This is a genomic window from Streptomyces sp. NPDC003077, from assembly GCF_040611095.1.
Taxonomy (GTDB): Bacteria; Actinomycetota; Actinomycetes; order Streptomycetales; family Streptomycetaceae; genus Streptomyces.
In genome coordinates this window covers 43802-65503 of record NZ_JBEXNM010000047.1, presented here as the reverse complement: position 1 = coordinate 65503, position 21702 = coordinate 43802, and the positions used below count along the sequence as shown (strand labels likewise).

General features: G+C 73.2%; 21 protein-coding genes. 9 read left to right on the top strand and 12 right to left on the bottom strand.

Annotated features, from left to right (window positions below):
- Positions 1-62 precede the first annotated feature (62 nt).
- Positions 63-944 carry an alpha/beta hydrolase gene (locus ABZX96_RS26630; RefSeq protein ID WP_355549233.1) on the top strand — a complete coding sequence of 294 codons (882 nt, stop codon included), beginning with the start codon at positions 63-65 and terminating at the stop codon, positions 942-944.
- A gap of 281 nt (positions 945-1225) precedes the next feature.
- Entirely contained in the window at positions 1226-1777 is a 552-nt protein-coding gene (locus ABZX96_RS26625) for an SRPBCC domain-containing protein (protein WP_355549231.1), read from the top strand.
- 90 nt (positions 1778-1867) lie between these two features.
- Here the strand turns inward: ABZX96_RS26625 and ABZX96_RS26620 are convergent, their stop codons facing one another.
- Positions 1868-2797, bottom strand: a complete 930-nt coding sequence (locus ABZX96_RS26620) for an NYN domain-containing protein (RefSeq protein ID WP_355549229.1) — start codon at positions 2795-2797, stop codon at positions 1868-1870.
- 210 nt (positions 2798-3007) lie between these two features.
- On the opposite strand from ABZX96_RS26620, the gene ABZX96_RS26615 reads away from it, so the two are divergent.
- A complete protein-coding gene (locus tag ABZX96_RS26615; protein WP_355549227.1) occupies positions 3008-3160 on the top strand; it encodes a hypothetical protein in 153 nt (50 codons plus the stop codon).
- A gap of 258 nt (positions 3161-3418) precedes the next feature.
- Here the strand turns inward: ABZX96_RS26615 and ABZX96_RS26610 are convergent, their stop codons facing one another.
- The 4 genes from ABZX96_RS26610 to ABZX96_RS26595 all read right to left on the bottom strand — a co-directional run bounded on the left by ABZX96_RS26610 (position 3419) and on the right by ABZX96_RS26595 (position 7208).
- Positions 3419-4024 (bottom strand): MarC family protein, encoded by a 606-nt coding sequence (locus ABZX96_RS26610; protein ID WP_355549225.1) that lies wholly within the window; start codon positions 4022-4024, stop codon positions 3419-3421.
- A 251-nt stretch (positions 4025-4275) separates the two neighbouring features.
- Complete coding sequence (locus tag ABZX96_RS26605; RefSeq protein ID WP_355549223.1) at positions 4276-5130, bottom strand: PHP domain-containing protein; 855 nt, start codon at positions 5128-5130, stop codon at positions 4276-4278.
- Positions 5131-5514: 384 nt separating this feature from the next.
- Positions 5515-6153 carry a DUF6758 family protein gene (locus ABZX96_RS26600; RefSeq protein ID WP_355549221.1) on the bottom strand — a complete coding sequence of 213 codons (639 nt, stop codon included), beginning with the start codon at positions 6151-6153 and terminating at the stop codon, positions 5515-5517.
- Between the two features lie 359 nt (positions 6154-6512).
- A complete protein-coding gene (locus ABZX96_RS26595) occupies positions 6513-7208 on the bottom strand; it encodes a suppressor of fused domain protein (RefSeq protein ID WP_355549219.1) in 696 nt (231 codons plus the stop codon).
- 488 nt (positions 7209-7696) lie between these two features.
- Between ABZX96_RS26595 and ABZX96_RS26590 the strand changes: the two genes are divergently transcribed.
- Both ABZX96_RS26590 and ABZX96_RS26585 read left to right on the top strand, forming a co-directional pair.
- Positions 7697-8869 carry a magnesium and cobalt transport protein CorA gene (locus tag ABZX96_RS26590; protein WP_355549217.1) on the top strand — a complete coding sequence of 391 codons (1173 nt, stop codon included), beginning with the start codon at positions 7697-7699 and terminating at the stop codon, positions 8867-8869.
- Between the two features lie 128 nt (positions 8870-8997).
- Complete coding sequence (locus tag ABZX96_RS26585) at positions 8998-9615, top strand: hypothetical protein (RefSeq protein ID WP_355549215.1); 618 nt, start codon at positions 8998-9000, stop codon at positions 9613-9615.
- 1 nt (position 9616) lies between these two features.
- Here ABZX96_RS26585 and ABZX96_RS26580 read toward each other — a convergent pair whose 3' ends face one another.
- Entirely contained in the window at positions 9617-10432 is an 816-nt protein-coding gene (locus ABZX96_RS26580) for a hypothetical protein (protein ID WP_355549253.1), read from the bottom strand.
- A gap of 499 nt (positions 10433-10931) precedes the next feature.
- Here ABZX96_RS26580 and ABZX96_RS26575 point away from each other — a divergent pair, with 499 nt between their 5' ends.
- The 3 genes from ABZX96_RS26575 (at position 10932) to ABZX96_RS26565 (ending at position 14243) form a co-directional block, all read left to right on the top strand.
- Positions 10932-12275 carry a CBS domain-containing protein gene (locus ABZX96_RS26575; protein WP_355549213.1) on the top strand — a complete coding sequence of 448 codons (1344 nt, stop codon included), beginning with the start codon at positions 10932-10934 and terminating at the stop codon, positions 12273-12275.
- Positions 12265-12822: a DUF1003 domain-containing protein gene (locus tag ABZX96_RS26570; protein ID WP_355549211.1), complete on the top strand. Its 558-nt coding sequence runs from the start codon at positions 12265-12267 to the stop codon at positions 12820-12822. Before ABZX96_RS26575 ends, ABZX96_RS26570 begins: the two co-directional genes overlap by 11 nt.
- A gap of 248 nt (positions 12823-13070) precedes the next feature.
- A complete protein-coding gene (locus ABZX96_RS26565) occupies positions 13071-14243 on the top strand; it encodes a P-loop NTPase (RefSeq protein WP_355549209.1) in 1173 nt (390 codons plus the stop codon).
- Between the two features lie 405 nt (positions 14244-14648).
- Here ABZX96_RS26565 and ABZX96_RS26560 read toward each other — a convergent pair whose 3' ends face one another.
- From ABZX96_RS26560 to sigE, 5 genes are all read right to left on the bottom strand, one after another.
- On the bottom strand, positions 14649-15296 hold the full coding sequence (locus ABZX96_RS26560; RefSeq protein WP_355549207.1) for a hypothetical protein: 648 nt from the start codon (positions 15294-15296) through the stop codon (positions 14649-14651).
- A 114-nt stretch (positions 15297-15410) separates the two neighbouring features.
- Positions 15411-15938 carry a sec-independent translocase gene (locus ABZX96_RS26555; RefSeq protein ID WP_355549205.1) on the bottom strand — a complete coding sequence of 176 codons (528 nt, stop codon included), beginning with the start codon at positions 15936-15938 and terminating at the stop codon, positions 15411-15413.
- Between the two features lie 126 nt (positions 15939-16064).
- On the bottom strand, positions 16065-18119 hold the full coding sequence (locus tag ABZX96_RS26550) for a trypsin-like peptidase domain-containing protein (RefSeq protein WP_355549204.1): 2055 nt from the start codon (positions 18117-18119) through the stop codon (positions 16065-16067).
- Between the two features lie 143 nt (positions 18120-18262).
- Positions 18263-19360, bottom strand: coding sequence for a zf-HC2 domain-containing protein (locus ABZX96_RS26545; protein WP_355549203.1), 1098 nt, complete (start codon positions 19358-19360; stop codon positions 18263-18265).
- Positions 19357-20157, bottom strand: coding sequence for an RNA polymerase sigma factor SigE (gene sigE, locus ABZX96_RS26540; protein WP_355549202.1), 801 nt, complete (start codon positions 20155-20157; stop codon positions 19357-19359). Before sigE ends, ABZX96_RS26545 begins: the two co-directional genes overlap by 4 nt.
- Before the next feature lie 166 nt (positions 20158-20323).
- Here sigE and ABZX96_RS26535 point away from each other — a divergent pair, with 166 nt between their 5' ends.
- Positions 20324-21007, top strand: coding sequence for an O-methyltransferase (locus ABZX96_RS26535; RefSeq protein ID WP_355549201.1), 684 nt, complete (start codon positions 20324-20326; stop codon positions 21005-21007).
- A gap of 278 nt (positions 21008-21285) precedes the next feature.
- Here ABZX96_RS26535 and ABZX96_RS26530 read toward each other — a convergent pair whose 3' ends face one another.
- Positions 21286-21453 carry a DUF3117 domain-containing protein gene (locus ABZX96_RS26530; protein WP_003985072.1) on the bottom strand — a complete coding sequence of 56 codons (168 nt, stop codon included), beginning with the start codon at positions 21451-21453 and terminating at the stop codon, positions 21286-21288.
- Between the last annotated feature and the right edge of the window lie 249 nt (positions 21454-21702).

Below are 21702 nucleotides of genomic sequence, written 5' to 3'. Positions count from 1 at the left end.
CCGGGCCGTCGGCGTACCGGGCGCCGGACGGTTCGCCGGGGGACGCGGCTAGCCTCGTTCCCATGAGCAGGCCGCCCACTCTCACCTTGCCCTCGTGCGCCCGCGCACGCCCTCTCGTCACCGCCCGCGGGGAGTTCGCCGTTCACGAGGCGTGTCCCGAGGGAGCGCCGGTCGGTACGGCGCTGCTCCTGCCCGGTTTCACCGGGAGCAAGGAGGACTTCATCGGGCTTCTGGAACCGCTGGCCGCCGCCGGGTTCCGGGTGATCGCCGTGGACGGGCGCGGGCAGTGCGACTCGCCCGGTCCACGGGAGGCGTCCGCGTACGCGCGCGACGCGCTGGCACGGGACGTGCTCGCCCAGGCCGAGGCGCTCGGCGCGGGACCGGTGCACCTCCTGGGGCACTCGTTCGGAGGGTTGGTCGCGCGGGCCGCCGTGCTGCTGGAGGCGGGGGCCTTCCGCTCCCTGACGGTGATGAGTTCCGGTCCGGCGGCCATCGACGCGTCACAGCAGGCCCGCGTACGGATGCTCATCGACGCGCTCCGGACGATGGACATGGCGGCGATCTGGGACGTCATGCGCAGCCTCGATCCGCCCGAGGCGGCGGACGCGGCGACGCCGCCCGAGATCGCCGCCTTCCTGCGGCGGCGGTGGATGACCACCGTGCCCGAGCAGCTCGCCACCACCGGGCGGCAGATGATCGAGGAGCCGGACCGGGTCGCGGAACTGGCCCGGGTGCCGCTGCCCAAGCACGTCGTCTCGGGAGCCGTCGACTACGCCTGGCCGGTGCCGCTGATGGACGCGATGGCCGACCGGCTGTCCGCCCGCCGCACGGTCGTCAAGGGCGCGGAGCACTCCCCCAACGCCGAACGGCCGCAGGAGACCGCCGCGGCGCTGGCGTCCTTCTGGCGGGACGTCCACGTGCGGGCGGAGTCGCGCGATGAGTGACCGGAGGCCGTAAGGAGCAGGCGCGGGCCGGGGCCTGAGGACGGCACTCACCGGGCGCACCCGTCACATGGCTGCACCGGATGCACGCATCAATACGGACTCACGGGCGCACGCGTCACACGGACGCACCGGACGCACGCATCACACAGGTGGCGCGTGCGCCCGCCTTCCGTCGCGAGATCCGACCGCATTCCGGGGCACCCGAGGAGCGACCGACCAACGCGCGCACCCGGGGAGCGCCCGGCCAACGCGCGCACCCGAAGAGGACGGACGGACAGCCCATGAGCGACCGCGCATCCGAAGCCGAGGCCAAGGCACACCGGGGGCCTTCCCCCAAGGCGATACAGGAGGACGCACCACCGATCCCGAAGGCCCCCGGGCAGGGCATCTCCCTCGCCCGGGTGCTGGACGCGCCGCGCGCCCGGGTCTACCGGGCGTGGACGACGCCGGAGGACTTCGCGCGGTGGTTCGGCGGACGGCTGGAGGTGCCGGTCGAGCGGCTGACGATGGACGTGCGGCCCGGCGGCCGGTGGAGCCTGGTCATGCGCACGCCCGACGGCGGGCACCTGCCGTTCTTCGGCGTCTACCAGGAGGTCGCCGAGCCGGAGCGGCTGGTCTTCTCCCTCAAGGACACGACCTCGGCGGAGGAGTCGACCGGCGAGATCGTCACCCTTCTGCTCACCGACCTCGGCGACCGGACCGAAATGGTCTTCCATCAGGGCGGCGGCCATCTCTCGGCGGAGGAGTACCGGCGGAGCGAGGAGGGCTGGGCGGGTTTCTTCGACCGCTTGGCGGATCTGCTGGCGGAGGAGAACGGGACGCCGTCGCCCTGAAACAGGGGTCCTCCTCAGCGCAGGGGCTCCCCCCTAAACCCAGGGACTCCCAGGAACTCCCAGGAACTCCCCCCGACACCCCGAATACCGCTAATACTGCGCCCGCACGTGCTCCCAGAACCCGTCCCGCAGCGCGCGGCGCAGGTCCGCGTGGCCGCGCAGGGAGTGGCGCAGCAGCGCCTCCGCAGCCGTGAGGAGTTCCTGGTCGACGGTGCCGGGCAGGTAGGGGTGGCCGGGCAGCAGGTCGGCCACCCATTCGCGTCCGCGGTCGGCGAGCCACTGGGCGGCGACCCGGGCCCCGACGAAGCGGACCTCCTCACGCGCCGGCACCGGCCCGCCCTCGGGTGCGGCCGGGTCCGCGTGCTCGTAGGCGGTGCGCCGGGTGACGTACGGCTTGCAAAACTCCAGGTCGAAGGTGCGCTGGCTGTCGACCTCCCAGAGCAGCGGCTCGGCCTGGTTGCGTCCGCCGACGGCCTCGATGCCCCACAGGTGCACCCGTGCCCCGTAGCCCTGGGCCGCCTCGACCGCCGAGACCAGGTCCTCGTCACCGCCGATCAGGACGGCGTCGCTGATGGCGCGGTGGCGGGCCAGTGACTCCAGATCCGAGCGGATCAGGGAGTCGACGCCCTTCTGCTGGTTGTTGGCGTTGAGGTTGCCGAGCCTGACCTTGACGTCCGGGAGTTCGGCGACGCGCTGCTGCTCGATGGTGTGGATACGGCGGCGGGCACCGTCGTACCAGTAGACGCGCAGCAGCCGGCTGTCCGGGAAGATCATCCGGGCCTTGTCGATGAACGCCTCGATGAGTCCCTCGGCGTCCAGGTCGAACGCCCTGCGGTCCTCGGTCCCCGCGACCAGTCGGCCCACCGCGGCGTACACGTAGCCCGCGTCCACGAAGGCGGCATGGGTGGAGGGGGTCGTGGCGACCTCGGCCAGCACCCGCGTGAGCAATTCGTTGGTGCGCTCGATGCCGGCGATCACGGCGGCGAGGTCGGTGGGGCCCGTGGGCTGGACGTCGTTCATACAGGCCCATTGTCCGGGCGGTGACCAAGCGGGCACAACCGGTCCGGAATCGGCCAGAACCTTAGACGTTCGAAAAATTTCTTTAGCGTAGGGAATGATTGCCTAAGGCACGTCGTTGTACCCATACGGAACGCCTGGCAGCGAAGCCACGCGAACCACGACAACCTCACACAGTTCTCCTCAGGAGGATCAGACGAAGGGAGAAGCCTCATGCGCTTCGAAATCATGCGCCTGGACGACGTGAACGGCACCGCCGTGGACAGCACCGTCGTCGACGCCGCCTCCGTCAATCAGATCGTGCAGCAGGCCGCAGCCGTCGGCCAGCGCATCTACATCCGCCCGGCCGACCCCGTAGCCCGGTAACGCGTTCCCCCCGTTCCGCGCCTCCGTCGGGCCCCGCTCCCCGGACGGACCGGACGGCGACCGCGCTCCCCGCGCGCCCGGAACGTCACACGCCGTGCCCCGCACGGGACACGGACCCGTACGCATACGCAGACGTACATACACGCATACACACGCACAGACGGCAGCGCCCCCGTCGACCGGATGGTCGGCGGGGGTGCTGCCGCGTATCGAGGGGCTTTCCCGTTCAGGCGCCTGGCGCGAGGGAGGACCCGGACGTCAGCCCGCCTTGATGACCTGCATGACGCCGTTGATGATCTGCTGCACCGCCAGCGCGGAGAGCATCATGCCCGCCAGCCGGGTGACGAGCACCACGCCGCCGTCCTTGATGATGCGGATGATCACCAGCGAGAACCGCATCACCAGCCACAGCACCACATGGATCGCCGCGATCGCCAGCCACACCGAGAGCTGGCCGCTGAACCCGTCGGCGTGCTGCACCGCCAGGATCACCGACACGATCGCGCCCGGACCGGCCAGCAGGGGCATGCCCAGCGGCACCAGCGCGACGTTGACGTCCTTGGTCTGGGTGGGTTCCTCGGACTTGCCGGTGAGCAGGTCCAGGGCGATCAGCAGGAGCAGCAGACCGCCCGCGATCATCAGGGCGGGGGTGCTGATGTGCAGGTAGTCCAGGATCTGCCGGCCGCAGATGCCGAAGACGGCGATGACACAGAAGGCGACGGTGGCCGCCTGCCAGGCCATCCGGCGCTGCACCTTGGCGGGTCGGCCGGCGGTCAGCGCGAGGAAGATCGGGGTGATGCCCGGCGGGTCCATGATCACGAAAAGGGTGAGGAACAGGGACCCGAAGACTGCGAAGTCGAACACGGTGGTGGCCTTGCTGAAGGTGGTGCGAACAGAGCGGACGGGGACGGGTAGGGGGCAGGGAAGGGAATGAGGACAGGGGGGCGGGCGGTGAGGCGTGGCGGGCCGCGTGGCAGCGGTCAGGGCCGTGGTCGCGGGCGGGCGTCCGTACGGAACCGGCCCGCTCGCAACGGCGGGCAGCGGCGGTTCGGGGGCGCCCCAGGCGGTACGCGTGCCCGGCCTCGGGCAGCGCGCCAGGTGGTGACGCGGCCGGGTCAGCCGCCCGTGCCCGTGACGGGACAGGCCCCCGTCGCCCGGCGCACGATCTCGCCGTAGGCCTCGGGGTCGGTGGTGTGCTCGCCGAGGCGACACGTCTTGCGGCTGCCGTGGTAGTCGCTGGAGCCGGTGGCCAGCAGGCCGAGGTCGCCGGCCAGGCCGCGCAGGCGGGCGCGGGTCGCCGTGTCGTGGTCCATGTGGTCGACCTCGATGCCGTCCAGTCCGGCGGCGGCCAGTTCGGCTATCGCGCTCTCGGGCACGCACCGGCCGCGTTTGACGGCCAGCGGGTGGGCGAGGACGGTCACCCCGCCGGCGGCCTTGACCAGCCGGACGGCGTCGAAGGGGTCCAACTCGTGTTTCTCCACGTAGGCCCGGCCGTCGTTGCCGAGCCACTGGTCGGTGAAGGCGTCCGAGACGGTGGGGACGATCCCGAGGTCCACCAGCGCGCTGGCGACGTGCGGCCGTCCCACGGCGCCGTCCCCGGCGATCCGCGCCACCTGTTCCCAGGTGATCGGCACGCCGAGCGCGCGCAGTTTGGCGACCATGCCCTGGGCCCGGGGCACCCGGTCATCCCGGACGAGCTCGCGCTCGCGGGCGAGCTCCGGCTCGTCGGGGTCGAAGAGGTACGCCAGCATGTGCACGCCCACGTCGCCCAGGCGGCAGGACAGCTCGGCGCCGGTGACCAGGGTCAGGCCCGGCGGGAGCGCGGCGATGGCGGCGGCGTGGCCGCCCACGGTGTCGTGGTCCGTCAGCGCGACGACGTCCAGGCCACTCGCGGCGGCGCCCAGCACCAGCTCGGCGGGGCTGTCCGTACCGTCGGAAGCAGTGGAGTGGGTGTGCAGGTCGATGCGCACGACGCGGACTCCAGACTGCTGTGCGGACGGACACAAAAGACGTCAAGCGGACGGATACCTAAAGATGTCAAAAGGATACCGGTCGTTCGAACATGCTGACGTCGGATGCCCCACCTTCCCCACCGCCCCCAGAAAGCCGCAGGTCGGCGGGGGTTAACCGGCCAACGACGGGGTCCGGGACCGGGGTTTGCGGACGCTCGGCCCGCTCACGGATCCTTCGTGGACCCTTCACTCGGGGCCGGATCCCGTCGCCCCGAACCGCTCCCTTACACCAGCGGACGCGCACTGACGCGGCAGCGGACGCGCAACGCCGCCCCCGCTCACGGCAGCGGACGCGCAACGCCACCCCCGCTCACGACAGCGGACGCGTAATGCCACCCCCGCTCACGACAGCAACCGCGGCGACAGTGCCCCGCACGGGAGCAGGTCCACCTCGGCGCCCGCGTCCCGCAGGTCGGTCAGCACCATCTCGTCGTACATCACCAGCGCCGACTCGGCCGGCCACACCACGGCCCACAGCCACAGCCCCCGCGCCTCCCCCGCGAAGACCGCCCGGTCCTCGGGCGCCCCCGACACGTGCCACAGGGGGGTGGGGCGGCCGGCGGCCAGCACCTTGCAGTGCGGAGGGCGGTTGACGCACATGTGCGGGCCGGGGTCGGGGCCGCCGATGCCCGCGTACCGGGCGCCCAGGCCCACGCCCAGTTCCTCGGCCACCAGGAGCAGTTCGCCGGGGCCGCCGAGGGGGCCCGGCCCCGAACAGGCAACCGTCGTGGCCCGGCCTCCGCTGCGGTCGTCGCCCGCGCAGGCCACTCCGGTGAACAGCCAGCCGACGGGCAGCGGCCACGGCATCCACACCGGTACCCGTGCGCGATTCACAACGACGGCCAGCGCTTCGACGCTCGGTGGGACGACCGGCTGCAGCGGGTGCACCGTGCCGTGCACCCCGCACTGCCAGGAGTCGGCGAAGAGACCGGGCGCCCGCACCCGGCCACCGCACTTCGGGCAACTGGGTTCGCCCCTCATAAGGCCCCACGGTCCTCCGGCTCCGCCGTCGCGTCAAGGACGATCACCCGTCCGGCTCGCCGCCGCACCCCTTCACAACCGTGCACGCCTTCGAGCCACGGAAGCCGTCCTTCCGACCCTCCGCCGAGGCCGTGCGAACGGGCCCCACGAGGCCGTGCGAACGCGCTCCGCGAGGTCGCGGGAACGCGCTCCGCGAGACGGGGGACAAGCCCCGCGAGGCCGCGAAACCGAAACCGAGACCGTGCGAACGCCCTCCGCAAGACCATGAGAACGAGCCCCCTGAGGCCGCGAAACCGAGACCACGGGCCCCACCCGGCCACCCCCGAAGCACGAGACCCCGACACCCGAAGCCCACGCCCCTACCCCAGCTCCACCCCCACCCGCAGCGGATCACGCAGATCCGTCCCCTGCCGCAGCCAGCGCTCCTGGAGGGCAGCCGCGCCGTGCACCCGCTTCCAGGCCGCCTCGTTGGGCGTCATCGGCAGCAGCGGCAGGAAGCGGACCGGCTCCATGGGCGGGTCCAGCGCCAGGTCCTCGATCAGCCCGCCCGGCTCGCCGACGAGGACGGAGGTGAAGGGCGCCCCCGGCCACAGCGGCTCGCCGAGGTCCAGCGACGCGCCGGGCGCCACGACCAGCCCCTCCACCTGCGGGGAGGCGGCGAGGACGGCGAGCGGCCGGAGCGCCTTGTCGGTGTCCGCCCGTCCGGCGCGGACGGAGAGGACGAGTTCCGCGCGCGGGCCGCGCACCGGGTCGGCGAACGTCACGGAGAGCGACGACGCCGCATCGAACGGGCTCGCACCGGCCGCACTGCCCCCGGGATCGGTCATCGGACGCGCCGACATTCCGAGCGTGACGTACCGCACGATCCCGCCGCCGGCCCCCGGGTCGTCCTCCGGTGACAAGGACTCCGAGGACCCCGGCACCTCCGACGGCGCGGTCTGCCAGCGCAGCACCTCGATACGGTCGGTACCCAGGAAGGTGACGGCCGCCCGCGCGTCCGGCTCGCCCAGCGTCGTACGCAACCGGGCCTCGACCAGCTCAAGAACGTCAGACATGCGGCGAGCATAGGCCGCGTATCGAACGGGCAAAGCCGCGCCGTAACGGTTCTGTCGGCTGATAGCCTTGCCGTCTGGTCAGGGAATCAAATCGTCCCTCAGCGGGGACCGGCCGGAGGAGGTGGGGCTGCGGTGGATCCAAGTCGACCGTGCAGTACCGACAGTTCTCCTGTCATCGTCCCGCCCGCGCGACGTCTCGTCTGACTCCGGGCCCGATACCGAACCCGGTATCGAATCCGCCCCTGAGACGTCTTCGCCCGCGTCGCACAGCGTCGCGACGCGCATGCTCCTCGCGGCCGGCAGCAGATGACGGAAGAGCGCCTTCGACTCTCTGTTCCGTGATTTGTGCGAACTGCCGTCAGCCCTGACGCACGGAACGCCGCCCGCTTTGCGGACGTACGGCGCCGGTGAGCCTCTTACGTCCTCGTTCCGGGCAGCGTTGCGCTCCGCGCCCCACCGCTGGCGGCCGGCCCGTGAAGGAGCCTGCCATGTCGATGATCCGTGACCTGCGTGCCGCCGTACGGCCCTCCCGGCGGCGCGACCACTCCCCGTACGAGTACACCGCGGCCGGGACCGAGGCCCCCGCCGCCAACAGCGCCATCGTGGACTGCGGCGTCTACCGCGACGGCCGCCGCGTCAGCGCCCACGTCACCCCGGCCGAGGCGATGGCCCGGGTGCGCGAGGAAGGCGGCTTCGCCTGGATCGGGCTGCACGAGCCCACCGAGGCCGAACTCGCCGACATCGCCAAGGAGTTCGGGCTGCACCCGCTGGCCGTCGAGGACGCGGTGCACGCGCACCAGCGGCCCAAGCTGGAGCGGTATGACGACACGCTGTTCACCGTCTTCAAGACCATCCACTACGTGGAGCACGCCGAACTGACCGCCACCAGCGAGGTGGTGGAGACCGGCGAGGTGATGTGCTTCACCAGCCAGGACTTCATCGTCACCGTGCGGCACGGCGGCCAGGGCTCGCTGCGCGCGCTGCGCCACCGGCTCCAGGACGACGCCGAACTGCTGGCCAAGGGCCCGTCGGCCGTGCTGCACGCGATCGCCGACCAGGTCGTGGACGGATACATGACGGTCGCCGGCGCCGTTCAGGTGGACATCGACGAGGTGGAGATCGACGTCTTCAGCTCGGGCACCAACGGCAAGGCCGCCCCCAAGCCCGCCAAGGACAAGCGCGCCAAGGACAAGCGCGCCGCCAAGGGCGCGAGCAAGGGCGGCGAGGCCGAGCGGATCTACCAACTCAAGCGCGAGGTGCTGGAGTTCAAGCGGGCGGTGTCGCCGCTGCTGCGGCCCCTGCAGATGCTGAGCGAGCGGCCCATGCGGGTGATCGACTCCGACATCCAGAAGTACTTCCGGGACGTGGCCGACCACCTCGCCCGCGTCAACGAGCAGGTGCTCTCCTTCGACGACCTGCTGAACTCCATCCTCCAGGCCAACCTGGCGCAGGCGACCGTCGCCCAGAACGAGGACATGCGCAAGATCACGTCGTGGGCGGCGATCTTCGCGGTGCCGACGATGATCGCCGGGATCTACGGCATGAACTTCGACTTCATGCCGGAGACGAAGTGGAAGTTCGGCTACCCGATGGTCCTGCTGGTCACGGTGGCCATCTGTGTGGGCATCCACCGGGGGTTCAAGCGCAACGGGTGGTTGTGACGCACACGGACCTCGGGCCGTCCGGACGCCCGGGCGCGGGGCGGGCCCCGGCCGTCCCCCTACCGTGAGGGCCCCGGCCATCCCGCGCTCCCCGGCCGTCCCCCTGCCCGCCCATTAAGCTGAGGCCCATGACGGAGACCGTGTCGCAGGCGCTGCTGGATCGGGCGCTCATCGAGGAGGCCACCAAGAAGTCCGGCCTCATCTGGGTGCGGGGCACCCGTGGTCCGGTGCGGGCGCTGTGGCACGTCTGGCACGACGGGGCCGCGTGTGTGGTCGGTGACGCGGGGGCCGGGGAGCCTGACGACGCGGGCGCGCGAACCGTCCGTCCCGTCGATCCCGTCCGCGAGCAGCCGCTGCACGACCTCGGGCTGACCGACGGCGGCACCGCGACCGTCACCGTGCGCAGCAAGGACAAGGGCGCCCGGCTGGTCGTCTGGCAGGCGTGGGTCAGGGAACTGGCGCCGGAGAGCGAGGCCTGGCGGGCGGCCGTCGACGACCTGAAGGGCAAGCGGCTCAACGCCCCGGACGCCGAGGAGATGCCGGGCCGCTGGGCCCGCGACTGCCGGGTGCTGCGGCTGGAGCCGGCCGGGCCGGTCCCCGAGCGCCCCGGCGCCATGCCGCAGGGGTCGCTGGCGGCCCCGCCGCTGGAGACTCCGGCCACCACCCGTCACCCGATCCCCGCCGCCCTGCCCAAGCTGCTCCGCAAGGGACGGAAGGGGAGGACGGGGAGCAAGGGCCGGAAGTGAATCAGCTCCCGCCGGGCGACGAAGCCCCGCCGGGCGACGAATCCCCGCCCGGCCCCGTACCCGTCCCGGACCCCGTCCCCACCTGCTGCCCGTAGTCCACGACCTGGGCCGCGTCCGGCACCCGCAGGTCCACCGACCCGCCCCAGTCGGTGAGCTGGACCACGCCCCCGCCGCCGGCGCGCTGGAGCCGGAGCGGGTAGGGCTTGCCCTCCAGGGAGACGTCCAGGGTGCCGCCCGCGCCCCGGCCCGCGGAGAGACGGATGGTGCGGGTGCCGTCGAAGGTGCCGCGGTCGCCGGTGGTCAGTTCGCCGCGCAGGCCGAGGAGGCTGGAGAGCAGCACGTCCTTGTCCGTGAAGCCGCGGAACCGTTTGTAGACGGGGTCGGAGGCGGGGACCTTGACGTACTTGCCGTCGAGTTTGGAGGCGGCCGTGCTGGTGCCGGTGGCCCGGCCTGAGGGCGCGGCGGTGCCGCCCGCGGTGGGCCGGTCGTCCTTCTCGCGCGCCCAGAAACCGGCGTCCGCCTTCAGGTACAGCGCCTGGCCGACCCGCAGGAGCTGGAAGGTGGCCGCCTCGGAGGACACCTCGCCCCGGCCGCCGTCCGCGGCCAGCCGCATGTCGAGCTTGTAGGTGCGGCCCTGGCTCACGACGCTGCCCAGCAGGCGCACGGTGCCGGCGCTGTCGGCCGCGGCCCGCGCCTTGGCCTCGATCTTCGCCGCGGACAGCTTCCCGACGCCGTTGGTGCCCGCGTCCGGGTCCTCCGTACCGCCGCCGCACCCCGCCAGCGCCACGGCCAGCGCCACACCCAGCGCTCCGGTCAGCGCGGTGCGGCGCCCGCGGCGCGGGGCGGGACGGGCGGCCGTCCCTGTGGGGGATGCGGAGGGGGTTGCGGTCACGGCGGCTGTGCCTCCTGATGCGGACGACCTCGACGGCAGTACGGCAGCGTACCCGGGGGCGGCACGCCGTTCGGCGGAGTGCGGGGCGGACATCGTACGGACCCGGATGCCGGGAGAGAGACGGCGGGTCCGACCCGCCCGGGCCGGCGGTCGAGCGCGCCGGACGGAACCCGAATTACCTCCGTAAATGCATACAAGCCAGGTCCCCGGGCACACGCGCACCAGGAAGGACGGAGCGGGAACGCGGCGCCGCACCCGTGAGGCCGCGGCCGTGTTCCGCCGTTCGCGTACCCCGGACGGGGGCGGGCCAGGCCCGAATGGTCAGGCCCAAAAGGTCAGGCCCGAAAAGAAACGGGCCCGAAAAGAACAGCCCGAACAAGAACGACCCGCGAAGAACGGCACGAAGAGAGCGGAGGCACTCGGCATGGCGGTGGCAACCCCCCGGGTGTTCGTCTCGCACCTGTCCGGCGTCGCCGTCTTCGACCCCAACGGGGACCAGGTGGGGCGGGTGCGCGACCTGGTGGCGATGCTGCGGGTGGGGAACCGTCCGCCGCGCCTGCTGGGGCTGGTGGTGGAGGTGATCAGCCGACGGCGGATCTTCCTGCCGATGACGCGGGTGACGGGGGTGGAGTCCGGCCAGGTCATCACCACCGGCGTGGTCAACATGCGGCGCTTCGAGCAGCGGGCCAGCGAGACGCTGGTCTTCGGCGAACTGCTGGACCGCCGCGTGCACCTGGTGGAGACCGGCGAGGAGGCCACCGTCCTGGACGTCGGGATCAGCCGCCTCCCGGCGCGCCGCGACTGGGAGATCGACAAGGTCTTCGTCCGGAAGGGGAAGGGCGGGGCCCTCCGGCGCAAGGGCGACACCGTCACCGTGGAGTGGTCGGCGGTCACCGGCTTCTCCCGGGAGGAGCACGGCCAGGGCGCGGAGAACCTGCTCGCCACCTTCGACCAGCTCCGCCCCGCCGACCTCGCGAGCGTCCTGCACCACCTCTCCCCCAAGCGCCGCGCCGAGGTCGCCGCCGCGCTGGACGACGACCGGCTCGCGGACGTGCTGGAGGAGCTGCCGGAGGACGACCAGGTGGAGATCCTCGGCAAGCTCCAGGACGAGCGGGCCGCCGACGTCCTGGAGGCGATGGACCCGGACGACGCCGCCGACCTGCTCTCCGAACTGCCCGAGGAGGAGAAGGAGCGGCTGCTGACGCTGATGCAGCCGGACGACGCGGCCGACGTGCGGCGCCTGATGGCGTACGAGGACCGCACCGCGGGCGGCCTGATGACCACCGAACCGGTGGTGCTGCGCCCGGACGCCACCGTCGCGGACGCGCTGGCCCGGGTGCGCGACCCCGACCTCTCGCCCGCGCTGGCCGCCCAGGTGTACGTGTGCCGCCCGCCCGACGAGACACCGACCGGCAAGTACCTGGGCCTGGTGCACTTCCAGCGGCTGCTGCGCGACCCGCCGTTCACGCTCGTCGGCTCGATCGCCGTCACCGACCTGCCGCCGCTGCCGCCGGACACCCCGCTGTCCACGGTGGCCAGCTACCTGGCGACGTACAACATGGTCGCGGCGCCGGTCGTGGACGAGAGCGGCTCGCTGCTGGGCGCGGTGACGGTCGACGACGTGCTGGACCACCTGCTGCCCGAGGACTGGCGGGAGGCCGAGATGCACGATCCCGCGCTGGACGGGCTCGCGGAGACGGAGCACGCCCAGGAGGGGACGGAAGGGGAAGCGGGACACGCCGTGAAGGGGGTGTGGCATGGGCGCTGAGGAACGGGAGGGCGTCAAGGAGCGGGCCCGGGCCCAGACGCGTCCGCGGGTCCGGCTGGACCAGCCGCGCGCGCCGCGGCGGAGCCTGTTTCCCGAGTACGACCCGGAGGCGTTCGGGCGGCTGTCGGAGAAGATCGCGCGGTTCCTGGGGACCGGCCGGTTCATCGTCTGGATGACCGTCATCATCATCGTCTGGATCATCTGGAACATCGCCGCGCCCGAGGCCCTGCGCTTCGACGAGTACCCCTTCATCTTCCTGACGCTCGCCCTCTCCCTCCAGGCGTCCTACGCCGCGCCGCTGATCCTGCTCGCGCAGAACCGGCAGGACGACCGCGACCGGGTCAGCCGCGAGCAGGACCGCAAGCAGAACGAGCGGTCCATCGCGGACACCGAGTACCTGACCCGGGAGATCGCCGCGCTGCGGCTGGGGCTGGGCGAGGTGGCCACCCGGGACTGGATCCGCTCGGAGTTCCAGGACCTGGTCAAGGAGCTGGAGTCGCGGCGGCTGCCGGAGCCCGGGCGCGAGGAGCGGGAGCGGGAGCGCTGACGGTGCGGGGCGCCGCGCTTCCCTGGCTGATGTCGGTGCGGGGTGCCGCGTCCCCCGGCTGCTGACGGTCCGGGGTGCCGCGTCCCCCGGCCGCTGACGGTGCGGGAGGCCGCGTCCCTCCGGCCGCTGACGGCCCGTCGGGGCGCGGGCCCAGCCGTCGCCGATCGCCGTCGACGCCCCTGAGCGTGACGAACACGACCGCCGACGGCCCTTTCCCGGGGTGCCCGGCCGCGCCGTACCATCGGGGCATGGCTACCGACCCGTACGGCTCCGCGCCCAGTGCGACCGTCCCGACCGAAGAGGCGGTCCGCGCCGCCCTCGCGACGGTGAACGATCCCGAGATCCACCGCCCCATCACCGACCTGGGCATGGTCAAATCGGTGTCGGTCGCGGCGGACGGCGCCGTCGCGGTGGCGGTGTACCTGACGGTCTCCGGCTGCCCGATGCGCGAGACCATCACCACCAACGTCAAGGAGGCGGTCTCCCGCGTCGACGGGGTGACCGGCGTCAGCGTCGAGCTGGACGTGATGAGCGACGAGCAGCGGCGCGAGCTGGCGGCCTCGCTGCGCGGCGGGCAGGCCGAGCGTGAGGTCCCGTTCGCCCAGCCGGGCTCGCTCACCCGGGTCTACGCGGTCGCCTCCGGCAAGGGCGGCGTGGGCAAGTCGTCGGTGACGGTCAACCTGGCCGCCGCGATGGCCGCCGACGGGCTCAAGGTCGGCGTGGTGGACGCGGACATCTACGGCCACTCGGTGCCCCGGATGCTGGGCGCGGACGGCCGTCCCACCCAGGTCGAGAACATGATCATGCCGCCGTCGGCGCACGGCGTGAAGGTCATCTCCATCGGCATGTTCACCCCGGGCAACGCCCCGGTGGTGTGGCGCGGTCCCATGCTGCACCGCGCGCTCCAGCAGTTCCTGGCCGACGTCTTCTGGGGCGACCTGGACGTCCTCCTCCTGGACCTGCCGCCCGGCACCGGCGACATCGCCATCTCGGTGGCACAGCTCGTCCCGAACGCCGAGATCCTGGTCGTCACCACCCCGCAGCAGGCCGCCGCCGAGGTCGCCGAGCGGGCCGGTTCGATCGCCGTGCAGACCCACCAGAAGATCGTCGGCGTGGTCGAGAACATGTCCGGGCTGCCCTGCCCGCACTGCGGCGACCTGGTCGAGGTCTTCGGCTCCGGCGGCGGCGAGCGCGTCGCCGAGGGGCTGACGAAGACCACCGGCGCGCAGGTCCCGGTGCTCGGCACCATCCCGATCGACGTGCGGCTGCGGGAGGGCGGCGACGAGGGCAAGCCGGTCGTGCTCTCCGACCCCGACTCGCCGGCCGGCTCGGCCATCCGGGCCATCGCCGGGAAGCTCGGCGGGCGGCAGCGCGGTCTGGCGGGGATGTCGCTGGGCATCACGCCGCGCAACAAGTTCTGAGGCGCGTCGGCCGCGCGACAAGTTCCAAGGCGGATCCGGGAGCGGCAGGACACGCGGTCCGGGGCGGGGTCGCCCGCGGGCCGCGCGCGGCGGGCGTGCGCGGGGCGGTACGGGGGCGTGCCGGGGTCGCGTCGCGCCAGTGGAGTCGTACGGGGCCGGTCCCGGTCGTGCGGGGCGCCCCCGGAGCCTCCGCGCACCGGCCGAACGGGGCCGCGAGAGGCCCGCGCCGCAGGCCGTACGGGGGCCGGGGTGACCGGTTCCGGGTCGCTCTCCGGCCGAAACGTGAGGGGTGGGAGCGGGGCGTTCCCACCCCGTGGCGGGGTGGCACCTCCACCCGGCGGACGTGCGCGGGTCTACCCGGCGGACGTGCGCGGGTCTACCCGGCGGACGTGCGCGGGCGTGCCGTCAGCCCGCGTAGCTGGTGATGTCCTTCACCACCGCGAACCCCAGGCCGTACGCGCTCATGCCGCGCCCGTACGCGCCCAGGTGGACCCCCGCCGGGCCGTCGCCGGCGGAACCGGCCAGCACCCAGCCGTACTCCGACTCGCGGTAGCGGAACGGCGTCGGCACCCCGTCCACCGGCAGCATCAGCTCGGTCCAGCTCTCGCTGCCCAGGTCGTCCGCCAGCTCCCACGCGATCATGGTCTGCTGCTCCAGCCAGTCCTGCCGCAGCGACCGCTCCATGTGGGTGGGCCAGGTGCGGCTGAGCAGGCCCGAACCGGCCAGCCACGCGGCGGTGGAGACGGAGGTGGCCTCCAGGATGCCGGTGCCGTCGGCGCTGCGCCGCACCGGGTGATTCGCGATCGTGACGACGACGGTGAACCGCTCGGCGCCCGGCGTGCGCTCCATCCTTATGGTGGGCTGCTCGCCGTGGCCCGTCGCACCGTGCTCGACCGTGCCGTCCGCGGCGGTGCCGACCTGCAGTAGCCAGCGGTCTCCCGTGAACGCCTCATCGAGCCCGTACCACGGGAAGGCGGCCATCAGATAGCCGTCGACCTTCCGGCCGGCATCCGCGGACACCGCTCGTACTCCCGCTCGACTCGTCGTCTCCATCTGCGCGGCGCCTCCTCGTTGCCCCGTGTCGTGGGCGGCCCGCTCCCTCAGGCGACCTCACCCCGGACACCGGGAGCATAGCCACACCGGTCAATACCGCCGGGCATACGCGCGTCAGGTGGCGTCGTAGTCGAAGGGCGGGCGCTCGGGGGCGGCGGCGGGCTTGCGCAGCGGGTCGGCGGCGCCGGACGCCGGGGCGTCCTTGGAGAGGTCGATCCGGGGGGCGGCCGGGGATTCCTTCGAGAGGTTCAGCCGACTGCCGGAGGGCGCGGACCTCTTGGTGAGATCGGGGCCGGAGGAGGCGGGCGCCGCGGTGTCCGTGCCGTGCACCGCGTCCGTGAGGTCGGCCATCTCCTTCTTCAGGTCGAAGCCGTTGCGGATCTCCTGGAGGCCGTACTCGTCGTTCTCCAGGACGTGCTTGCGGACGAAGTTGCGCGGCTTGAGGTCCTCGAACTCGAAGTCCTTGAACTCCGGGCCCAGCTCGCTGCGGATGTCCTCCTTGGCACTGTCGGAGAACTGGCGCACCTTGCGGATGAAGCCCGCCACGTCCTGGATCACCTTGGGCAGCTTGTCCGGCCCGAAGATGAGCACCGCAAGGATCACGAGCGCGACCAGCTCTAGGGGTCCTATGTCGAAGAACACCTTGCAGCTCCTAGGGATATCCGCGGCCTACGGGGGCCTGTGGGCACCTGTGGGCCAGGCCGTCTATCACGGTACCTGGCCCGTGGCCCTGGACGGGAGTCGCCCGCGCCAACACCGCGCGAACGATCATCCCTGGCTGGAGGCCCCCAGGGTCAGCACCACCGTCCGCTCGTCGCCGCCGCGCCGCACCGTGAGGGTCAGCCGGTCGCCCGGCCGGTGGCTGCGGATCTTGACGATCAACTCCTCGGCGCTGTGCACCGGCTTGCCGTCGACCTTGGTGATGACGTCGTGCGGCTTGATGCCCGCCTTGGCACCCGGCCCGCCGGGCGTGACGGGCGCGCCGCCGCCCTTGCCCCCGGAGCTGACCCGGGCGCCGTCCCCGGCGTACTCCATCTCCAGCGTGACGCCTATCACAGGGTGCATCGCCCGGCCCTTGTTGATCAGCTCCTCGGCCACCCACTTGCCCTGGTTGATGGGTATGGCGAAGCCCAGGCCGATGCTGCCGCCCTGGCCGCCGTTCTCCATGCCGCCGCTGTCGGCCGCGCGGATGGCGCTGTTGATGCCGATGACCCGGGCCCTCGCGTCGACCAGTGGGCCGCCGGAGTTGCCGGGGTTGATCGGCGCGTCGGTCTGGAGGGCGTCCACGTACGAGACGTCGCTGCCGTCGCCCTTCCGGCCGCCCGCGGTGATCGGCCGCTGCTTGGCGCTGATGATCCCCGCGGTCACGGTGTTGGCCAGGTCGTACGGGGCCCCGATGGCGACGACCGGATCGCCGACCCGTACCGCGTCGGAGTCCCCCAGGGGCAGCGGGCGCAGCCCGGCGACGTGATCGACCTTGACCACGGCCAGGTCGTAGCCGCCGTCCCGGCCGATGACCTTGGCGCGGGCGGTCTCGCCGCCGCTGAACGTCACCGATATCTCGCCGCCCGATCCGGCGGGCTCCACGACGTGGTTGTTGGTGAGGATGTGCCCCTGTTTGTCCAGGACGAAGCCGGTGCCGGTGCCCTGCTCGTCGGCGCCCCGCACGTGCAGCGTGACGACGCTGGGCAGCGCCGCCTGGGCGATGCCGGCGACGCTGTGCGGGTCCCGCCCGGCGCCCTTCTCGTCGATGGCCTGCGGAAGCCTGATGTCGCCGACGCCGCCGTTGCGCTCGATGTACGCGCCGACGCCGCCGCCCACGCCACCGGCGATCAGCGCCAGCACCACCGCGCCGACGGCCAGCAGCCCGCGGCGGTTGCGCGGCGGCTTGGCCGGCGCCGGGAGCGCGGGCCCCATGCCGGGGTGCCGCGGCCCGCCCTGCTGCGGGGGCGAGCTCCAGGGGTCGTACTGCTGCCACAGGCGCTGGTCGCCGGGGGTGCCGGGCGGGGTTCCGATGCCTGGCTGGGCCGCCGCGCCGGGCGGGACGGGCACGCCGGGCGCCGCCATCGGCCGCTGCACGGGCGGCGCGGGCGCCCACGGCCCGGGGCCGCCGTAAGGGGGCGTGCCGTAGGGGTCCTCGGGGTGCCGGGGTTGGGGCGGTGGGGCGGGCGTGGGGTCGTTGGCGGGCGCGACCGGCTCGCCGGAGGGCGGGACGGGCTCTTCCGGCGACGGGGTCGGCTCGCCCGAGGCAGACGCGGGCCCAGCGGAAGGCGTGGCCGCGTCCCGCGCGGGGTCGGCGGGCCGGCCGGGCTTGTCGAGACGAACGTGCCCGGCGGGCGCGCCCGTCTCGTCGGAGGGCGGAGCGGACTCGCCAGCGGCCGGGACAGCCTCGTCGGAGGACGAGATCGGCTCGCCCATAGACGCGGACTCACCAGAGGACGAGATCGGCTCGCCCGTAGACGCGGACTCACCAGAAGACGAGATCGGCTCGCCCGAAGTCGAGGCAGGCTCACCGGAAGGCGCGGACTCGTCCGAAGCGGACTCACCCGAAGCGGACTCATCCGAAGTCGAGGCGGGCTCCCCGGAGGAGGGCCCGATCCCCCCGGAAGGCCTCACCGCGCCGTCGTCCGACGATTCGCCCGGCGCCGAGGCCCCGATGGCCTCCGCCGGTCGCGCGGCAGGCGTCTGCTCGTCGCCCGCCGTCCTCGGTGCCGGGACCGCGCCGGTGTCCGGTTCCCCGTCCGCGGCGGCGGGTGCCGCCGGGGGCCGGGCCGGGCGGCTCCACCAGTTCAGCTTCGGCCCGGCGGCCTTCCCCTCGTCCATGATCTCCCCACATCTCACCCGCGGTCCCCCGCGGGCCGCCACCTCATGGCGGGCGCCCCGGCAGGGGAACGCCGCCAGGTGCGATTCAACCAGGTCCGAACACACCTGCGCAGGAGCCCGCCCGCGCCGGGCGGGGGCGGGGGTCAGTCGCGGGGAGCGAGGGCCGCCCGTTCGCCGGCCGGGACCGGCGCGGTGGAGCGGACCAGCGGCAGCGGTGGGTGCGGGAGGGGCGGCAGCGGCGCCGTCAGGCGGGCCGGGGCGTCCGTGGCGGCGAGCCGGACGCGGTCCACGGCCGACGGGCCGGTGGGGCCGGTCAGCGGGAGGAGGCCGATGCCGCGGCCCGGCAGGACGAGGGACGAGGGGGCCGGCGAGGCCGTCGGGACGGCCGGCGCGGGCGGCCCGTACAGGCCCATCGCGCTCGGGGCGGGGGTGACCGTCCGGCCGGCGCCGCGCGTCGCCGCGCGGGCCCGCTGGAGGCCGAGGGCGAGCAGCGCCTCGCGGCCGGCCGTCTCACGGGCGGCGCTGGGCGTGGACCGGGCGCCGAGCGGGGTGACCGAGGTGCCGGCGCCTTCGATCCGGCCGCCGGGCGAGTCCACGGCGGCCTCCAGGGGCAGGGCGCCGCCGAGCGCGAACGCGGCCAGCGACACCGCCCCGGCCGCCGCGAAGGCGAACCGGCGGCGCGGCGGCGCGGGCCGCCGCGTCTCGTGGATCCGGAACCCCCGGGTGCGGGGCTGCTGGGGCACGCCGTCCATGGCGGGCCCGCCGGCTGGGGGGAACCCGTACGCGTCCTCCTCGGCCGCGAACCCGACGGCGCCCGAACCGAACCCGGTGTGCCGCAGCCCGCCGGTGCCGAACCCGGTGCCCCGGAACCCGCCGCGGCCGAAGCCGGAGCGCCCGAAGCCCTCCCGGCCCGCGCCGCCGCGACCGGCGTCATCCCCGCCGCCCAGGCCGCCGCTGCCGAACGCTCCGGCGCCCAGGCGGCTTCCGGGGCCGTCGGCACCACCACCCGGCAGCCCTTGCAGGCGCGCCAGCAGCCCTTCGGAGGGGCCGGGCGGCGCCGACTCGGCGAACACGCTCTTCAGCTCCCGCTGGGCGTCCGCCTCGTCCTTGCACTTGCCGCAGGTTGCTAGGTGCGCGAGCACCCGTTCCCGCGCATCGTGTCCCAATTCCCCGTCGACCAGGGCCGCGAGGCGGTCGCCGAGGTGGTGCTCGGCGGGGGACTGACCGCCTGTGAAGCTCACGCGATTCCGACCTCCCCTGTGGCCACCGTGGCCAGTGCCCGGCGGCCCCGCTCCTCGGTGCGCGCCGCAGGGGCGCGGTGCTTGAGCGCCTTGCGCAGGTGGGAACGGCCGCGGTGGATGCGGCTGCGGACGGTGCCGAGCTTCACGCCGAGCGTCGCGGCGATCTCCTCGTACGACAGGCCCTCGATGTCGCAGAGCACGACGGCCGCCCGGAACTCGGGGGCGAGGGTGTCCAGCGCCTGCTGGACGTCCGCGTCGAAGTGGGTGTCGTTGAAGTGCTGCTGCGGGGAGGGTTCGCGGCTGGGGAGCCGCTCGGCCGCGTCGTCGCCGAGCGCGTCGAAGCGGATGCGCTGGCGGCGGCGGACCATGTCGAGGAAGAGGTTGGTGGTGATGCGGTGCAGCCAGCCCTCGAACGTGCCCGGGGTGTACGTCGACAGCGAGCGGAAGACGCGGACGAACACCTCCTGGGTGAGGTCCTCGGCGTCGTGCTGGTTGCCCGTCAGGCGGTAGGCGAGGCGGTAGACCCGTGTGCTGTGGGTGCTGACGATCTCCTCCCAGCTGGGTGGCGCCCACGCCTGCGCGTCCGCTTCCGCGGCGAACGTCGCGGTGGTCGAGGAGCCCTCGGCGGCGGACTCGCCCACGCCCTGCGGGCCGTGGCGGCGGGAACGGTCAGCGGTGTCTGTCACGGATTTCGGCTCGGCAGCCGACCAGCGGAAGCGCCTGCGCGCTCTTCGGTCACCCGCCGCAGCCGCACCTCCCCTGGTGGCTCTGGTGGTGTCCAGTAGGGCCCCTACCATATCCACCTCGCCCGTTAGTTCCGGATAAGCAGATTTGACCTGCATTTGAAACTGCCGCCGCCCCTGCCCGGCACCTCGTCCGCTCATCACCCCGGCATCCCCCCTCTCCTTCCTCCAACGCACGGTCCCATCTGCGGGTTCCCGCGCTCAGCGGATACAGTCACGGGTGCGTCAACTACGGGGACAGGAGAGGGCCATTACCGGCAACCGGCAGACGAGCCTGGCGTTCGCCGAGGCGTACGGCGCCGGGATCATCGACGAGACGGCCGACGCCGCGCTGCAATGGGCACGCGACCGGGCCCACGAGGCGGGCATCCGCGCGGTGTCCAGCGGCACCGGCGCCGCGCTGCGCATGCTCGCCGCGACGGCCGACGCCAAGGCCGTCGCCGAGATCGGCACCGGCACCGGCGTGTCGGGCATCTACCTCCTGCTCGGAATGCGTCCGGACGGCGTGCTGACCACGGTGGACCTGGAGCCGGAGCGGCAGCAGTTCGCCAAGCAGTCCTTCCGCGAGGCCGGGTTCGCCGGCAACCGCGCCCGTTTCATCCCCGGCCGGGCGCTGGACGTGCTGCCCCGCCTCGCCGACGGCGGGTACGACCTCGTCTTCTGTGACGGCGATCGCATGGAGAGCCTGGAGTACCTAGCTGAATCGTTGCGGCTGCTGCGTCCCGGGGGCCTGGTGTGCTTCGAGGGCGTCTTCGCGGACGGCCGGACGGTGGACTCGGCGGCCCAGCCCGAACAGGTGCTGCGCCTGCGGGAGCTGCTGCGCGCCATACGGGAGAGCACGGTCCTGGTGCCGTCCCTGCTCCCGGTCGGCGACGGCCTGCTGTGCGCGGTCAAACGCGGCTGAGAGCCGGGGGCGGGGCGCGGGACGGTAACGGAGCCCGACCGGGGCCCGTGAGGCCGTCGTCGGGGCCTGGAGGGCCGTTCAAGATCCTTACGGCCGGTCCGGAGGCCCACCCGGAGGGCGACCACCGCCCCCGCCCCGAACCGGCCCCGGACACGACACAGCCCCGGCGCACGGCACGTACACGAGGTACGCGCCGCCCGCCGGGGCCAGGTATCCGGAGTGTTGCGGCCGACGGTCCCGGGACGCGCCCGAGGGAACCGCGGCGACAGAACCGCCCGTCAGACGGTGACCTTCTCCAGGGCCTCACCCAGGGCCTTGGCTTCGTCGGGTGTCAGCTCGACGACGAGCCGACCGCCGCCTTCGAGCGGAACGCGCATGACGATGCCCCGCCCCTCCTTGGTCACCTCGAGCGGGCCATCGCCCGTCCGCGGCTTCATGGCCGCCATGCTCGTTCCCCTTCCTGAAACCAGCTCATCGTCAGCCGACGGCCCTATAGAGGCGCCGTGTCACCGGCATCGAACACATTGCTTCCAGGCCATTATCCCGCATCGCACGACCCGGTGACCAACATCGGGCCGCATCCCTTCGGCAACGCGCTCTCGCAAAACCCCACATTTCGGCAAGGTGGCTGCAATACTGCGCCACCGCGCGATGCCGCGTTCGCCATCGTCGTTTGACGTACGTCACATGTCGGC

Coding starts and splice junctions, on each gene's coding strand:
- ABZX96_RS26570 (WP_355549211.1), top strand. CDS start 12,265: ATGGGCGCTGAGGAACGGGAGGGCGTCAAGGAGCGGGCCCGGGCCCAG.
- ABZX96_RS26585 (WP_355549215.1), top strand. CDS start 8,998: ATGACGGAGACCGTGTCGCAGGCGCTGCTGGATCGGGCGCTCATCGAG.
- ABZX96_RS26590 (WP_355549217.1), top strand. CDS start 7,697: ATGTCGATGATCCGTGACCTGCGTGCCGCCGTACGGCCCTCCCGGCGG.
- ABZX96_RS26595 (WP_355549219.1), bottom strand. CDS start 7,208: ATGTCTGACGTTCTTGAGCTGGTCGAGGCCCGGTTGCGTACGACGCTG.
- sigE (WP_355549202.1), bottom strand. CDS start 20,157: ATGGTAGGGGCCCTACTGGACACCACCAGAGCCACCAGGGGAGGTGCG.
- ABZX96_RS26575 (WP_355549213.1), top strand. CDS start 10,932: ATGGCGGTGGCAACCCCCCGGGTGTTCGTCTCGCACCTGTCCGGCGTC.
- ABZX96_RS26560 (WP_355549207.1), bottom strand. CDS start 15,296: ATGGAGACGACGAGTCGAGCGGGAGTACGAGCGGTGTCCGCGGATGCC.
- ABZX96_RS26630 (WP_355549233.1), top strand. CDS start 63: ATGAGCAGGCCGCCCACTCTCACCTTGCCCTCGTGCGCCCGCGCACGC.
- ABZX96_RS26550 (WP_355549204.1), bottom strand. CDS start 18,119: ATGGACGAGGGGAAGGCCGCCGGGCCGAAGCTGAACTGGTGGAGCCGC.
- ABZX96_RS26565 (WP_355549209.1), top strand. CDS start 13,071: ATGGCTACCGACCCGTACGGCTCCGCGCCCAGTGCGACCGTCCCGACC.
- ABZX96_RS26530 (WP_003985072.1), bottom strand. CDS start 21,453: ATGGCGGCCATGAAGCCGCGGACGGGCGATGGCCCGCTCGAGGTGACC.
- ABZX96_RS26600 (WP_355549221.1), bottom strand. CDS start 6,153: ATGAGGGGCGAACCCAGTTGCCCGAAGTGCGGTGGCCGGGTGCGGGCG.
- ABZX96_RS26625 (WP_355549231.1), top strand. CDS start 1,226: ATGAGCGACCGCGCATCCGAAGCCGAGGCCAAGGCACACCGGGGGCCT.
- ABZX96_RS26615 (WP_355549227.1), top strand. CDS start 3,008: ATGCGCTTCGAAATCATGCGCCTGGACGACGTGAACGGCACCGCCGTG.
- ABZX96_RS26620 (WP_355549229.1), bottom strand. CDS start 2,797: ATGAACGACGTCCAGCCCACGGGCCCCACCGACCTCGCCGCCGTGATC.